This is a genomic window from Nocardia sp. NPDC001965 (assembly GCF_053594175.1).
This window is the reverse complement of the sequence record NZ_JBSFDZ010000016.1, coordinates 131911-146797: the sequence shown is the minus strand read 5'-3', so window position 1 is coordinate 146797 and position 14887 is coordinate 131911. Positions and strand designations below refer to the sequence as shown.

Here is a 14887-nt window from a genome sequence, read left to right as displayed (position 1 = left end):
GTCCTCGGTCAATTCATGCCTACGTGCCACCACGACCACACATCAAATCAAACCGGCACCTCAACCGCCCAGACTTTGAGGACACTCTCTAGCGGGCCGGGCAGGAACCGCCGGTGAACTCGCCCAGATGCTGCGAGATCAGGCCCGCCATCTCGTCGAGCAGATTCATCCCGTCGGAGAACGTTCCCGAATCCGGTTGTGCGGCAAGCGCTATCGCGACCGAGCCGCCGCTGGCGGGCACGAGGCCGAACTGGCGCACCAGATAGGCGCCGGCCGCGTCCGGACCCCATCCGCCCTTGAACTCGGCCGCCTCGAAGACCGACCCCAGACCCCACTGCTGGTTCGCGCTCACCGAGCCCATCAGCTTCACGACCTTGTCCGAACCCGGAATGCACGGCAGTTTGGCGGCGAAACGCACCTGATCGGCGAGCGACCAGTCGGACTGACCGAACGACGAGTACTCCGAACGCTTCGGTTTCTCCTCGACGACGGTGACGCTGTCACCGCCCTCGCGCAGGACGGCCTGCACCGACTGCGCGGCCTCCCGCGGGGTACCCAGCGAAGACCAGAGGCTGTCGGCGGCCGAATTGTCCGAAGCGGTGATGGCGGCCGAGGTGGCATAGGTCTGGCCGCCGGGATTCTTCCGTTCGGCGGCCAGCACCAGCGGAACCTTCATGGTCGACCAGGCGGGGCCGGTGGTCCATTCGCCCAGACCGACCAGCTGTTGCCCGCCGACCGGCATGATCGCCAGGCCCAGCTCGCCCTTCGCCGACTGCTCCAGCACCTGGAAATCGGCGGCCAGGGTGCCGGGAATGGTGATCGAGACCTTGCCGCCCGGAGCCTCGGCCGCCGCCTGGGTGATCGGAGCGGTCAGCGGACGCTTCTCGGGTTCGGAGCCGCAGGCCGGGACGAGGGCTGCCATGAGCAGGCAGACGGTGACCGCGAGCATACGACGAACCGGTGAGAGTCGCTGTTTCTTGTCTTCTCTCCGCATGGCTTTGGTGATCTCCCACAGTCCCGATGATTCGTACCCGGTCGGAAAACCGTACTCCATCGGCGGCTCCGGCCCGGCCCGGATGAGCCCGCGAAATATCCGCCCGACGGCGGATCACCGGGCCGGTCGGCAGGTCAGTACAGGTAGACGATCGCGTTGTTCCCACCCCGGCAGGTGACCAGACCGTCGTCGGCGACACATTCGAGGGTGTAGGCCTGGCCGGTCACCGGGCTGGTGGCCTGGACCGACACCGGATCACCTTCGGCCGAGGCCACGGAGGGGTCCAGATAGGCCTGGCGCACCGCTTCGGCGAATTCGCAACTGGTCACCGCGGTACCGGTTGCCGCCGAACCGTATTCGGTGCGGCTCGCGGCCGACCCCGTGCAGGGTTGTGCGCCCGCGGGCAGATCCGGCCGCGCGGTGGTGGTCGGCGCGGCGGAGGTGGTTGTCCGCGACGACGGCGTGGTGGTGGTGGGCTCGGTACCGCTGCCGGCCGCCGCGGGCTGTTCGGCCACGGAAGTGGCGGTGGCGCCGGCCGCGCCGGCCGACTCCCCGCCGCCGGAGCCGCCGAGGAACTGCATCGCGACCACGGCGATGACGACGACCAGGGCGAATGCCCCGATACCGATCGATATCGGTACGACCTTCGATCGTTCGCCGCCGGGGGCGGCCTCGCGTTCCCGGGCCGTCGCGGCGTAACTGTCGCGATAACCTGCCTCGTAGGCCGCCGCGTAGGGGTCCGGCGCCGGACCGGGTTCCTCGGCCCGGTAGCCGTAGTCCTCGGCCGGGCCGGGCTGCGCCGGTTCACCGGGGAAATCGTAGGGGGCGGCGGGTTCCTGCGGCGGGTACTGCTCGGCCGGCCGGTAGGCACGGGTCGCCTCGTCCGCGGAATAGGCGAAGGCCGGGGGCTCCTGATCGACCGGCTGGAACACCCGGGTCGTCTCCTCGGCCTCCGGCAGCGGATACCCGGAAGCGTCACCGTAGATCCGGGTCGCCTGATCGTGCGGGTAGAAATCCGCGACCGGCATCCCACCGGTCGCCGGTGCCGGATCCTCGTACTGTGCCGGATCGACCGCGGGGTGCAGCTGCTCGTTCTGGTAGAGGTGCGCGTCCGGAAACGGCCGGATACCGCCGGCCGGTGCCTCGGGATCCGGCACGGCCGGCAGATCGTCGGCCGTGAGTGGGGTGAACTCGAATTCGGTGGGGCGGACCGAGGTGGGGTCGCCGGGGATGATCGCGGGCAGGATGGTGGTGGGGTCCGCGACATTGTTCTCGTCCTGCGGCATCCGGACGACCAGCGTGGGGATCCCACCGGTCGGAGGCGCGGACGGACCCGGAACAGCCGAGGTAGCGGCAGATTCGCCGGAGTACGGTTCGGCGCCGACGGGATACGAGGGACGTGCGGGGGAGTTCAGTGCGGTACGCGCCGCTACAGCTAGTTCACCTGCAGTAGCGAAACGCTCGTGCGGATCCTTGGCCATACCCCATGCGATCACATCGTCGAGCCCGGCCGGTAATCCGGTTCGCTGCACGCTTGCTCGCGGTGGTGGCGCGGTGAGATGTGACCGGATAAGCACGCCGACACTGCTCGCCGGGAACGGGGTCGCCCCGGTGAGGCATTCGTGCAGCACACACGCCAGCGAATAGATATCGGCACGCAAGGTCACCGGACCCGACTCGAACCGCTCCGGTGCCATATAGGTGTAGGAGCCCACCGCGACCCCCGCCTGCGTGACTCCGGTATCGCTCTCGTGCCGGGCGATACCGAAATCGGCGAGATAGGCGAAGTCGGCCGGGGTGACCAGGATGTTCGCCGGTTTCACATCGCGGTGGACCAGTCCGCCCTCGTGCGCGGCGTCCAGGGCGGCGGCGATCTGCTCGACCACCGTGACCGCGCGCTGCGGGCTCAGCGGACCGTCCGCCTGCAGGATCGATCGCAGATCGGTGCCCTGCACCAGGCGCATATCGATGAACAGCCGGCCGTCGATCACACCCCAGTCGTGGATGGGGATGATATGCGGTTCGGCGAGCCGGGCGGCCGCCTGGGATTCCCGGCGGAAGCGGATCTGGTACTCGGGGTCACCGGCGAGCGCGTCGGAGAGCAGTTTGAGCGCGACCACCCGGTCCTTGACGGTGTCGTAGGCCTCGTAGACCTCGCCCATCCCACCTTTACCCAGCAGCGAACGCAGCTCGTAGGGACCGAACCACCTACCGACTTCGGAGCCAGGCGCCTGCACCCGTCCATCCTCTCCACGTGGCGGGCACCGTCTCACCTGGGCGCGGATCGCACTCGGGCTGCCCGTCAAATCCTGGATTGTCCAGGGGAGACCACACCGTGGTCAAACGCGTAGACGATGGCCGCCGCGCGGTCGCGCACCCCCAGCTTCCCGAAGATATGACCCACATGGGATTTCACGGTCACCTCGGAGATTCCGAGCGCGTGGGCTATCTCACTGTTGGCCCGGCCGCGCCCGATAAGGGCCAGGACCTCACGTTCCCGGGAGGTCAGTTCGACGGCCGCGGTGGCCGCGGCCGGGGCGGCAGCCGTACTCCGGTAGGTGGACAGCACGCGCCCGGTGACGGCGGGATCGAGCCAGGCGCCCCCGGCGGCGACGGTGCGGACGGCGCGGATCAGATCTTCGGCGGGCGAATCCTTGAGCAGGAACCCGGCCGCACCCGCCCGCAACGCACCGGACAGGAGCTGGTCGTCGTCGAAGGTGGTGAGTACGAGAACGGGCGGTTCGGGGGCGCGGGCGCGCACCATCCGGGTGGCCTCGATACCGCCCACCCGTTTCATCCGCAGATCCATCAGCACGATATCGGGGCTCTGCGCGGCGACCGCCGCGAGCACCTCGTCGCCGTCGGCGCATTCGCTGATCCGGAAACCGTCGCGGCGGCGCAGGATGCGCCGAAGGCCCCCGCGGACGAGCTCTTGATCGTCGGCGATCAGCACCTCGATCGCCACCGGATCGCTATCGCCGGCCCTGGTCATAAATCTCCTTCTCCGGAGCAGGTTCGTACGGTCCGCGAACACCGCAGCGAATTCGACGCGACCTGTCCACCGCCGCTCATGTCGCGGGACGCGGTTCGTCGCCGGGATCGGGGTGCGTGCGCAGGTCGTGGTCGGCGATGATCTCCGAGATCGGACAGCGCAACCGTTCCCGCGCGCCGGTCGGGGCGCCGGCCGGTCGATCGGTGAGCGGGAACTCGGCTCTTACGATCCAGCCGCCCGCTTCCGGGCCGATCCGGATCCGGCCGCCCAGCCCGTCGGCGCGATGCCGCATCCCCGCGACCCCGGTGCCGCGGCCGAGTTGCGCGGGCAGACCACGCGGGACAGTGTTGTGTACGCGCACGAGTGCCGATCCGTCGTCCACCGACACACTCAGATCCACCTCCGCGCCCGGAGCGTGCTTGGCGATATTGGCCAGGGATTCCTGGCAGATCCGGTACAGCGCCAGCCCGACCGCCGCCGAGGCGACACTCAGATCACCGCCGAACCGCCGGTTCACCGTGAGCCCGGCATTGACGAAGTCGTCCACCAGGGCCGGAATATCGGCGGCGCCGGGTTCCACCCCGGCCGCGGCCGGTCCCGTATCGAGCAGTCCGACGGTACGCCGGATATCGGCCATGGCCTGACGGCCGAGCCGTTCGGCATCGACGAGCGCGTCGGCCGCCTCGTCCACATCGCGGTCGGAGGTCAGCGCGTGCCGGGCCGCGGTCACGTGCAGCAGGGTCACGGTGAGCGAATGGGCGATCACATCGTGGACCTCGCGCGCGATCCGGTTGCGTTCGGCGGCCGCGGCCTGCGCGGCCCGCGCACTCTGGTTCTCCCGTTCCTGATAGAGGAACAGTCGCTGGTACTGCAGCATCACCCCGACCAGCCAGCCGAGCAGGATGCCGAGCGCGTACATCGGGAAACCGGTGCGCAGGGAGTGATCGCCCCAGACGGTCCGGCCGAGAAACGCGAACGCGAGCAGTTCGGCCACCGCGAGCACGGCCAGCGGAATACTCACCCGTTTCGGCGCGATCGCCGCGATCTCGGCGATCACGACCATCAGGACGAAGGGCGCGAGATCGGCGTCCACCGGCTGTACGAAGAACAGTGCCGCCGCGATCATCGTGGCGGCGATCAGCGGCAGCGGTCGCGGCACGATCCCGAACAGGATGTAGGTCGGTACGGAGGCGAAGAGCAGCACCAGGGCGATCAGCGGTAGCGCGGTCGGGAAGTACTCGTGCCGCTGCAGGCAGGCGACCACCCCGATGACGAGAAACGCCAGATCGGTGAACAGCACCACCTTGGGTGGGTAGTCGAACGGCAGTTCACGCAGCGGATGGGGGGCTCCCGGGAGCAGCCTGCCCACCCGGGTGGCCACTCGATTCCACTGCCGCACCCACCGCCCCGCTGCGGGTGCGGCCGCACCGGACCCGGACCGGCCCGGCGATTGCGTCTCGGCCCGCGCCTCCGGCTCGGCGGCTCCCGGCTCGGATCGGGCACCGGACTCCCCCGCACCACCGGTCACCGGCGGCGTGGGGCCCGCCGCTCCGGCACCGAGTGTGAGGTGGCTCTCAGTCACCTGTCCAGGGTAAGCACCCCGGAGTCCGCCGGCATCCTGCCTGGGCCGGTTCCCGGCTCCGACCACGGTAGGACGTCGATTCACCGCCACGGCACGACGCTTTCCCGGTCCCGGATTCGTAGCGTTGATCCCGAGGCCGCCGCACCACCAGGGCGGCGCACACCAGGCCCCGACCGGAAAGGGCTCTGATCATGTCTTGGGAAGATCAGCATCTACGCACCGAGGTCCTGCACACCGTCCTCGACCGTGCCGCCGGCGATCCGGCGCGACCGGACCTCTTCGACGACATCCCCCACCTCGACCGGCTGTTCGGCGGACCGCAGGGAGTACTTGCGGCACTGCGCTATCGGTGGAACATTCATCTGGACGCCAAACTGGAGCTCGACCCGGGCCGCTGCTGGACCACCGCGGATGCCCGGCGCGAACTGGCGGCCGAACAGCCCGTGTTGTACGCGGTGCTCGACGCGCGCACGGCGTCGCCGGTGCCGGTGTCCTGAACCGGCCCGCGCGGACCGAACCGACAGCCGTGGAAGACGGGGGTGGCGATGACGCAGCCGGCCATGCTGGAACTGACCGATGTGGTGAAGCAGTACCGGGTCGGTGACGAACCGGTCCGGGCACTCGACGGTATCGATCTGACGCTGGCGGCCGGTGAGTTCACCTCGGTCATCGGTCCGTCCGGCTCGGGCAAGAGCACTCTGCTGCATATGCTCGGCGCGCTGGACCGCCCCGATACCGGCTCCATCCGGTTCCGGGGTGCCGAGATCGGCGATCTGGACGAGGAACGGCAATCGGAGTTCCGGCGCCACCGGGTCGGGTTCGTATTCCAGTTCTTCAATCTGCTGCCCACTCTGTCGGCCTGGGAGAACGTGGCCGTCCCGAAGCTGCTGGACGGCACCGGACTTCGGAAGGCCCGCCCGCGCGCGCTGGAACTGCTCGACCGGGTCGGGCTGGCGGCGCGCGCCGAGCATCGGCCGGCCGAACTGTCCGGCGGGCAGATGCAGCGGGTCGCGGTGGCCCGTGCGCTGATCATGGATCCGCCGCTCATCCTGGCCGACGAGCCCACCGGGAATCTGGACTCGAAAACCGGCGCGTCCATCCTCGAACTGCTGGCCGAAGTCGCCGAATCCGGGAACTCGGTGGTCATGGTGACCCACGACCGGGGCGCGGTCGATTATTGCGACCGGGTCGTCACCCTCGGCGACGGCCGGATCGGGTCCGATGAACGGCTTCCGGCCCGGCGCTCGGTGGACGCCTGACCCTTCGCCTTCAGAGCGGGGCGTCCGACCACCAGTGTTCGATATCGCTGCGGGCCCGGGTGCCCCAGTAGCGAACGAACAGCAGCGAATTGCTGCGCGGCGAATCGACCCGGGAGCCGAAGCCCACCACCATGTTCGCGGTGGACCGGCCCCGATCCCCCGGCTCCTCCCACAGATGCGCGGTATACGGTTCGCCGCTCTTGGCGCCGGATACCGAATCGTGCGGGGGCAGACTTTCGATCACCTCCATGGTGTCCTCGACCTCGGGGTAGGTGATGATCGTGTAGTCGAGCCGGGTGGCCTCCAGCGACCGCTGCCGGCAGTCCCAGATCGATTCCCACGGGCGGGTTTCCAGCACTTCGTCGAACACCGGCACCACTTCCAGGATCGGAATCTGCTCGCCGGGCACGAACAGGCTGCACATCGCATCCTGGTAGCCGAACCCGTCCAGTTCCGACCCCTGCGGTAGCAGGCTGGGGAACAATCGACGAGTGCGGTCGCCGGGTTCCCCTGCCGGCTGCTCGTCGGTACCGGACCGAGTGGTACCGGCCGGACCTCGCTCGAGCGTCGAGGGCTGGGTGGCGGCGGGTGCGCTGTCCGAATCCGAAGCATCGCCGTTCACGACCACCAGCACAGCCGCGACGAGCACGGCGAGCACGATGAGTGGTATCAGGATCGCCACCGCTATCCACGGCGCCCGGCTGCGCCGCACCTGCGCGGCCTGCGCCGGATGGTAGCCGTGATACTGCGCCGGGGCGGGAGCCCGCGATGCCGGGGGCAGCTGGGTTCCGGCGGGATGCTCGCCTACCGCACCCGGCACCACTGCGGACGTTCCGGTGTGTTCCACCCCCGGGCCCGGGCGAGGCGGGGCCCCGGGGGCCACCACGGCCTGCTGCGCGCCGGTGTGCTCGGCATCCCCCGGCCGGGCCGTCGCCCCGGCCGGTGCGACACCCGCGACACCGGTTCGTTCCACGACCGGTCCGGGACCACCTGCCGGATGCCCCGGCGGTACCGGCGATCCGGTCCGGCCCGGCACACCCGGGTACCCACCGTCGGCATAACCGCCGGTCGGTCCGGCGGGCGGCGGCGAACCCGGGGCGGCCGGATAACCGCCCGCCGCAGCCGGATACACCGGACCGCCGGCCTCGACCGGCGCCGGGTAGGCCTGGGTGGGTGCCGGTGCGGTGAGCCCCTGTTCGGCCGCCTTCGCGAATTCGACACAGGTGCGGTACCGGTGGGCGGGATTCTTGGCCATCGCCTTCGCCAGCACCGGATCCAATCCCGGCGGCAGACCGGGCCGCTTCACCGCGAGCGGGGGTGGCGCGAGCTGTAGGTTTCCGTGGATGATGTCCGCGGGGTTGGGCGAATCGAACGGCGCCATTCCGGTGAGCAGCCAATACAGCGCACAGGCCAGTGAATACTGATCCGAACGGCCGTCCATGTCGCCGCCCGTCATCTGTTCGGGCGAGGCGAACGCGAGGGTCGCGGTGAACATACCTGTCTGCGTCAGCCGGACCGTTTCCGCGCGTAATCGGGCCAGTCCGAAATCAGTGAGGTAAACACGTTCGCCCTGTCCCGGATTGGCACGGGCGAGCAGAATATTCGACGGCTTCACATCACGGTGCAGAACCCCCATACCGTGCGCGTAATCGAGCGCGTCGGCCACACCGGCGATGATCTGGACCGCTTTCTCCGGTGCCAGCGCCAGCGGATTGACCGTACCGGCGTCGGCGCCGTCGATGTACTGCATGCACATCCACAGGTGGTCGCCCTCGACGCCGCGGTCGTAGACCGTGACGATTCCCGGATGGTCGAGCGCCGCGGCGAGATCGGCTTCCCGTTCGAATCGGGTGCGGATCGCGGCGTCGGCGAACAATTCCGGCTTGAGCAGTTTCAACGCGGTCTGTTTCCCCAGTCGGGGATGCCGGGCCAGATATACGGCGCCCATTCCGCCTTCACCGAGCAACCGCTCGACGGTGAACCCGGCGAACACGTCACCGTTGTTGAGCAACACGACCCCCTTCGGGCGACCGACAGACCCGTGAGCCTACCGGGCACCGCACGCCGCTTTCCCCGTGACAACGGGAATCGGAACACATCATGGAACACCCGGCAGCCTGTTCAGCCGGGGGTGACCAATCCGGATTCGTAGGCCAGCACCACGGCCTGCGCGCGGTCGCGCAGATCCAATTTGGTGAAGACCTTGGACACATGTGTTTTCACCGTCTGTTCGGCGATGAACAACGCCGTGGCGATTTCGGTATTCGACATCCCCCGGGCGACGAGTTCCAGTATCTCGCGCTCGCGCGGGGTCAGCGAGGCCAGCGCCGGGGCCGGGGCGCGCCGCGCGGCCCGGCGCGTGGTCACTTCGGCGATGAGCCGCCGGGTGACGGTCGGGGCGAGCAGCGCCTCCCCGGCGGCGACCACCCGGACCGCCCGGACCAGTTCCTCGGCCGGGGCGTCCTTGAGCAGGAACCCGCTGGCGCCGATTCCGAGCGCCTCGTACACATAGTCGTCGATATCGAAGGTGGTGAGCATGAGTACGCGCACCGGGGGATCGAACCCGGCGCCGAGAATGGAACGCGCGGCGTCCAGCCCGTTCATCTCCGGCATACGTACATCCATCAGCACCACATCGGGTCGTAACCGCGCCGATTCGGCGACCGCCACTTTTCCGTTGGGTGCGTCGCCGACGACGCTGATATCGGGTTGGGCGGCGAGCAATGCTCCGAATCCCTGCCGCACCATGGCCTGATCGTCGGCGATCAACACGGTTATTGCCACGGGGCCAGCTTAATTCCCGATCGGAATCCGGGTGCGCCGAGCGCCGGTGCACGGCGTACACCACCGGAAACAGCGTCTCCGGTGGTGATCTCCGTCGTCGGCTTGTGGGCGCCGGGCCGGATCAGCGGACGGCCGGACCCGCGGCGAGCGGCGGCGTGAGCGCGACCGCCGGGATGAGCGGCAGGCGTGCGTGGACGCGGAAACCGCCGTCGGTGGTGGGAGCGGCCTCGAGCCGGCCGCCGACCGCGAGCGCGCGCGCCTGCATCCCCGGGATACCGTGTCCGCCCGTCCCGCCGGCCACCGCGCCGGTGCCCGCACTGTTGGCCACGACGAGTTCCACCTCAGCGGCGCAGCCGATCGTCACACGCACCGGCGCACCCGGGGCGTGCCGTCCGGCATTGGCCAGTGATTCCTGCACGATCCGGTAGAGCGCGGAACCGACGGTATCCGGAACGGCCGCCAGGGTTCCGTCGACCGACCAGGTGAGATCTACTCCGGCCCGGGCCGCGCCGATGAACAGCGCTTCCAGGTCACCGGCCGTCGGCTGGGGTGCGTGCTCGGCCAGCTGGCCGTCACTGCGCAGCACCCCGAGCAGGCCGCGGATCTCGTTGAGTGCTTCGCGCGCGGTGGCTCCGATCGATTCGAATTCCGCACGCGCCGCGTCGTTCACACCCGTCACCCGGTAGGGCGCGGTCTGTGCCTGGACGACCACCAGCGACATATGGTGGGCGACCACATCGTGCAGATCGCGAGCGATACGCGCCTTCTCCTCGAGAATGGTGCGCCGGGCCCGTTCCAGATCGCTGAGCTCGGTCTGCCGGTTCAGCTCGGAGCGCGAGCGGACCAGCGAGCGCACCAGCAGCGCGATGAAGATCAGCCCGCCCAGCGATACCGGCCAGGCCCACGGGTCGGCGTCGACCCCCTCGGCCGACAGCGCGCCACCCAGCAGCAGCGAGGTCGCGCCCCACACCACCGCGACCAGTTGCAGCGGTGACCGCAGCGCGACCGCGAACACCAGGAAATACAGCGCGACGATATGCACCACCTGGAACGGGATCTGCTCACCCGGCAGGTTCGGTACCGCCATCGCGATGAACAGCGCCGAAGCTGCCGACACCGACCAGCCCAACAGCGCGTTCGCCCGCATCAGCAGTACCGGCAGCGCGGCGAACGCCGCGATCAGCGGCTCGATCGGCCACGGCACATCATGCGTGAGATGCAGGGTGGGCCACGCCACGGAGAACAGCGTCACCGCCGTGAGTACCGCGGCGCCGTCGAGCCACCAGCGCAGCCCCGGCCGGACGATCACGGCCCAGATGCCCGGTCTCCGGCTCACCGGCTTCGCGATACTCGTATCGTTCATTCCCCCGACACTAGGAACTCCGGGCCCGGCGCACCTCATACCGTGGGGTGAATTACGGCCGGTACCCCAGGGGTGGCCCCGTACCGCGGTAGGTACCGGGAGCGGCGCCGAAACCCCTCCTGAGCGGGACGGCTGCACCTGCCTCCCGTTCCTAACGTCCTCGGTCATGGCTGTCTCGAACAATGCCGTGCGCCCTGGGGCCCGGCCGTCACTGCAGACCGTGCGACGCGCGGCGATCATCGCCGCCGGGCTCGCCGCGGCGGTCGCGCTGGCGGCGCCCGCCGCCGACGCCGCCGATGCCGCTGCCGGTCCGGCACCTCGGCCCGGCCCCGCCGCGACCGCGGTCCGGGCGCTCACCGCGCTGGAGCCGGGCGCCGAGATCCCGGCCGATTTCCGCAGCATCGCCGGATACACCCCGGAACTGCTGGACGGAATGCTGGTCGCACCGCACGGTTCGTGCTCTTCTCCGGTCCCGCTGCCGGCCGAGTTCGACAGTGCCTGCAAGGCTCACGACCTCGGGTACGACCTGCTGCGCTACGCCGACCGCGCCGGCGCCCCGCTCGGCCCGTGGGCCCGGCAGGATCTCGACCACGCGCTCGCCGAGCGGATGCGCACGGCCTGCGCCCGGCGGCCGGACCTCGTGCCGCGCGCCCGGTGTGCGGCGATGGCCGAGGTGGCCGCGGTGGCCGTCGACCTCAACTCGATGCGCCAGGACTACGGCGTGCCCGTCGTCGAGGACTTCCCGCTGGCCGACACCGTCACCGCGTGGCTGCCGCGAATCTGCGGACTGCTGCTGCTCACGCTGGCCGTACTCGTTCTGCTGCGCGGTCCGGTGGCCGCGTCACTGCTCCCCTCGGCCCGGCGTCCGCTCATCTCGTTCACCACGGTCACCGGCGGTTCCCATGGATGACACGGCCACCTCCGCCGCGCCCGGTGGCACCTGCGCGCCCGGCCGCGAACCGGTACGCGCCCGGTTCGCCCGCGCGATCCGGTCCAGCCGCCCACGGCACCTGCCGCCGGTCCGGATCACTGTCGCTCTCGCGGCAGGAACCGCGGTCTCGCTGGCGCCCGGCCTGCTACCCCGGTCCACCGCCGCGCAATCCGTACTCACCGCGCTGACCGTGGTCATCGCCCTGGTTATCGCCCAGTTCGCCCGATTCGTAATGCGGCACACCGCCCGCCCGCTGCCCGCGGCGACCGCGCGAACCCGCGGGGTGGTGGGCGCGATCGCCGTCGCCGGTGTCCTCGGCGCGGTGGTGTATGCCGACCGCTGGCAGCACACGCTGCGGACCGCGATGGATATGGCTCCGGCCGGACCCGGGTACTGGGTGGGGTGGGCGTTCGGCGCGGCCCTGCTGGCCGCGTTGCTGGTCGCGGTCGGCCGCGGCGGCGGCTGGTTGCTGCGGCGGATCGGCTGGTCGCGTGCGCTGGTGATGACCGTGGTCGCGGGACTGCCGATGGCGCTGTTCGCGGTACCCGCCGCCGTGAGCTGGGGAGACCGGAGCTATGCCGCCGCGAATGCCACCGCCGACCCGGATCTGGTCCGGCCGGTCACGCTGACCCGTTCCGGTAGTGCCGAATCGATGGTGAGCTGGTCGACACTGGGGCGGGAGGGGCAGCGGTTCGTCACCGCCGGGCCGCCCGGCGCGGTCCGCGTCTACATCGGGCTCCACTCGGCGCCGGACCTGGCCGCGCGTGCCGCGCTCGCCGTCCGGGAACTGGATCGGGCCGGGGGTTTCGACCGCGCCGATCTGGTGCTCGCGGTACCGACCGGATCGGGTTGGGTGGACGCGCGAGCGCTGCGCGGATTCGGGGTGCGATTCGGCGGCGATGTCGCGGTGGTGGCCCTGCAGTACTCGTACGCGCCGAGTTGGGCCACTTTCCTGTTCGGGCGGGACGCGGCCGCGGCTTCGGCGCGCGCCTTGTTCACCGCCGTCGAAGCGCACGTCGCCACCATGCCGGATCCGCCCCGGCTGCACCTGTACGGCCAGAGCCTGGGCGCATTCGGCGGTAGCGCGGTATTCGCCGGTGCCGCCGATCAGAACCGGCGGATTTGCTCGGCACTGTGGGCCGGGATGCCGGGCGGCGGGGGTCCCGAACCGGGTGCGCGGACCGCGGTGCTGGCCAATTCCTCGGATCCCGTTGTGCACTGGTCACTCGACCTGTTGTGGCGGCCGCCGGACCTCACCGCCGCGCGCCGTGACGCACCGACCCCGCCTTGGCTGCCCGTGGTGAGTTTCGTGCAGACCACCGCGGACCTGCTCGGCGCCCTCGGCGCGCCCCCGGGGCACGGTCACCGCTACGACACGGACCAGGGCACGGCACTGCCGGGTTGCGACTCCGCGTAGCCGTCGGCGGCCCGCCTTTCCGGCGGGTTTGCCGGTCGGATGCGGGCAGCGGTCCCGGTGATACCGGTCACCGGGACCGATACCTGCCGTGCGTACCCATAGCCGCGTACCGCTTAAGGTGTCCCACCATGGCTTCACCCCGTAACGATCACCAGCGCCGGCCGCGGCGCCGGTTCCGGCGCGTTTCGCTGCCGGCTTTCGCCGGCGCCGCGCTGTTCGGTCTGGTGATCACGGCAGTGCCGGCACCGACCTCCGAGGCCGTCGGTATCGACGGTTCGGTCGCGGCGCCCGCCGGATTGGCGGTGGTGGATCTGACCTCGGGTGACAACGTCACGGACGCAGCGGCGGCCATTCCCCGGGATTTCGCGACCTACACCGGCTACGCCCCGGTGGTCCGGCAGGGCGTGCTCGTGGCCCCGGACGGCAGTTGTTCGTCCCCGGTCGAGTTGCCGCCGGAATTCGATACGGCCTGTATGGCGCACGATCTCGGATACGACCTGCTCCGCTACGCCGACCGCACCGGCGCCCCGCTCGGGCCGTGGGCGCGCCAGGCGCTGGACCGGACCCTGAGCACCCGGATGCACCAGGCCTGCGAAACGCATACCGAACCGGTGGTACGCACCCGCTGCGAGACGCTGGCCGGAATCGCGGCGACCGCGGTGGAACTGAATTCGCGGCGGCAGCGCTACGGGGTCCCGGTGGTGGAGACGTTCGGCCAGGTGGCCGCGCACGCCGCCACCGAGCATCCGACCCGGCCGTGGTTGTTGCGCGCGGTGGCGTTGGGGGCGGCGGCATCGGCCGCGCTCGTCTTCGGTATCCGGCGATTGCACCGGCGGATCCGGCGCACGAGCGGCCCGGGCCGGCCTGTACCGGTAGGGCCCGTCCGGCCCGGCCGCGTCCCGGTGCTGCCGCGCCCGGCGGTGCCGGGTCTGGTGCTGCCCAGTGCCCGATGGTTGCCCGGATTCCGGAACCGGCGGGCGGTCACCCTCGCCGACCCGGCCCTACCGGCGGGCCTGCACATGTTGCCGGTGACCCCGCCGAACGAACCGGCACACACCGGCTGAGCGCGGTTGACCACATTTGAAACACGTTCTAATTTGGGGGCGTGCTTGTTGTGGACGACGTGGTCGAGGTGGACGCCCCGGCCGAGGTGGTGTGGTCGGTACTCACCGATTTCGACCGGTACAGCGACTGGAATCCGTTCATCAGCCGGTGCCGGGCGGAACTCACCGTGGGCGCACCGATCGATATGACGGTCCGGCAGCTCGCACCCGGGCCGATCCGGATGCGGGAATGGATCCGGACTGTGACCCCGGGCCAGGAGTTCACCTACTCCATGAAACCGATCCCGCTCGGTGCCCTGCGCAGCAAACGCGCCCACACCGTGACCCCGCTGCCCGACGACCGCACCCGCTACGAATCCCATTTCGAACTCGACGGCTGGCTGGCCCCGCTGGTCGGACTGCTGTTCGGCCGCGGGTTCCGGCGCGGTTTTCCCGGGATGACGACCGCGGTCGGCCGGGAAGCCGAGCGCCTGCACTCGCCCTGATCGCGGCAGACGGCGC

13 protein-coding genes are annotated in these 14887 nt (G+C 70.2%); 6 read left to right on the top strand and 7 right to left on the bottom strand.

Annotated elements, in window-relative coordinates:
- Nucleotides 1-88: 88 nt before the first annotated feature.
- The 4 genes from ACWCPQ_RS22445 to ACWCPQ_RS22430 form a co-directional block, all read right to left on the bottom strand.
- Entirely contained in the window at nt 89-1054 is a 966-nt protein-coding gene (locus ACWCPQ_RS22445; protein WP_449901891.1) for a hypothetical protein, read from the bottom strand.
- A 74-nt stretch (nt 1055-1128) separates the two neighbouring features.
- Nucleotides 1129-3231, bottom strand: a complete 2103-nt coding sequence (locus ACWCPQ_RS22440; RefSeq protein ID WP_449901890.1) for a protein kinase domain-containing protein — start codon at nt 3229-3231, stop codon at nt 1129-1131.
- Between the two features lie 65 nt (nt 3232-3296).
- The gene (locus ACWCPQ_RS22435) at nt 3297-3986 is read right to left on the bottom strand and encodes a response regulator (RefSeq protein ID WP_449901888.1); all 690 of its coding nucleotides are present in this window, start codon (nt 3984-3986) and stop codon (nt 3297-3299) included.
- 76 nt (nt 3987-4062) lie between these two features.
- Nucleotides 4063-5568, bottom strand: coding sequence for a sensor histidine kinase (locus tag ACWCPQ_RS22430; RefSeq protein ID WP_449901885.1), 1506 nt, complete (start codon nt 5566-5568; stop codon nt 4063-4065).
- Nucleotides 5569-5759: 191 nt separating this feature from the next.
- Here ACWCPQ_RS22430 and ACWCPQ_RS22425 point away from each other — a divergent pair, with 191 nt between their 5' ends.
- Together ACWCPQ_RS22425 and ACWCPQ_RS22420 are read left to right on the top strand one after the other, a co-directional pair.
- Nucleotides 5760-6065 carry a hypothetical protein gene (locus tag ACWCPQ_RS22425; protein WP_449901883.1) on the top strand — a complete coding sequence of 102 codons (306 nt, stop codon included), beginning with the start codon at nt 5760-5762 and terminating at the stop codon, nt 6063-6065.
- 48 nt (nt 6066-6113) lie between these two features.
- Nucleotides 6114-6827 carry an ABC transporter ATP-binding protein gene (locus ACWCPQ_RS22420; RefSeq protein WP_449901917.1) on the top strand — a complete coding sequence of 238 codons (714 nt, stop codon included), beginning with the start codon at nt 6114-6116 and terminating at the stop codon, nt 6825-6827.
- Nucleotides 6828-6837: 10 nt separating this feature from the next.
- Here ACWCPQ_RS22420 and ACWCPQ_RS22415 read toward each other — a convergent pair whose 3' ends face one another.
- The 3 genes from ACWCPQ_RS22415 to ACWCPQ_RS22405 all read right to left on the bottom strand — a co-directional run bounded on the left by ACWCPQ_RS22415 (nt 6838) and on the right by ACWCPQ_RS22405 (nt 10974).
- The gene (locus ACWCPQ_RS22415; RefSeq protein ID WP_449901881.1) at nt 6838-8841 is read right to left on the bottom strand and encodes a serine/threonine-protein kinase; all 2004 of its coding nucleotides are present in this window, start codon (nt 8839-8841) and stop codon (nt 6838-6840) included.
- Nucleotides 8842-8948: 107 nt separating this feature from the next.
- The gene (locus ACWCPQ_RS22410) at nt 8949-9611 is read right to left on the bottom strand and encodes a response regulator (protein ID WP_039825978.1); all 663 of its coding nucleotides are present in this window, start codon (nt 9609-9611) and stop codon (nt 8949-8951) included.
- Between the two features lie 121 nt (nt 9612-9732).
- Entirely contained in the window at nt 9733-10974 is a 1242-nt protein-coding gene (locus ACWCPQ_RS22405) for a sensor histidine kinase (RefSeq protein WP_449901880.1), read from the bottom strand.
- 166 nt (nt 10975-11140) lie between these two features.
- On the opposite strand from ACWCPQ_RS22405, the gene ACWCPQ_RS22400 reads away from it, so the two are divergent.
- The 4 genes from ACWCPQ_RS22400 to ACWCPQ_RS22385 all read left to right on the top strand — a co-directional run bounded on the left by ACWCPQ_RS22400 (nt 11141) and on the right by ACWCPQ_RS22385 (nt 14871).
- On the top strand, nt 11141-11884 hold the full coding sequence (locus tag ACWCPQ_RS22400; protein WP_449901879.1) for a hypothetical protein: 744 nt from the start codon (nt 11141-11143) through the stop codon (nt 11882-11884).
- On the top strand, nt 11877-13322 hold the full coding sequence (locus tag ACWCPQ_RS22395; RefSeq protein WP_449901877.1) for an alpha/beta-hydrolase family protein: 1446 nt from the start codon (nt 11877-11879) through the stop codon (nt 13320-13322). The genes ACWCPQ_RS22400 and ACWCPQ_RS22395 overlap by 8 nt, the downstream gene beginning before the upstream one ends.
- Nucleotides 13323-13450: 128 nt before the next feature.
- A complete protein-coding gene (locus ACWCPQ_RS22390) occupies nt 13451-14386 on the top strand; it encodes a hypothetical protein (protein ID WP_449901875.1) in 936 nt (311 codons plus the stop codon).
- A 41-nt stretch (nt 14387-14427) separates the two neighbouring features.
- Nucleotides 14428-14871 (top strand): SRPBCC family protein, encoded by a 444-nt coding sequence (locus tag ACWCPQ_RS22385; RefSeq protein ID WP_449901873.1) that lies wholly within the window; start codon nt 14428-14430, stop codon nt 14869-14871.
- Nucleotides 14872-14887 lie beyond the last annotated feature (16 nt).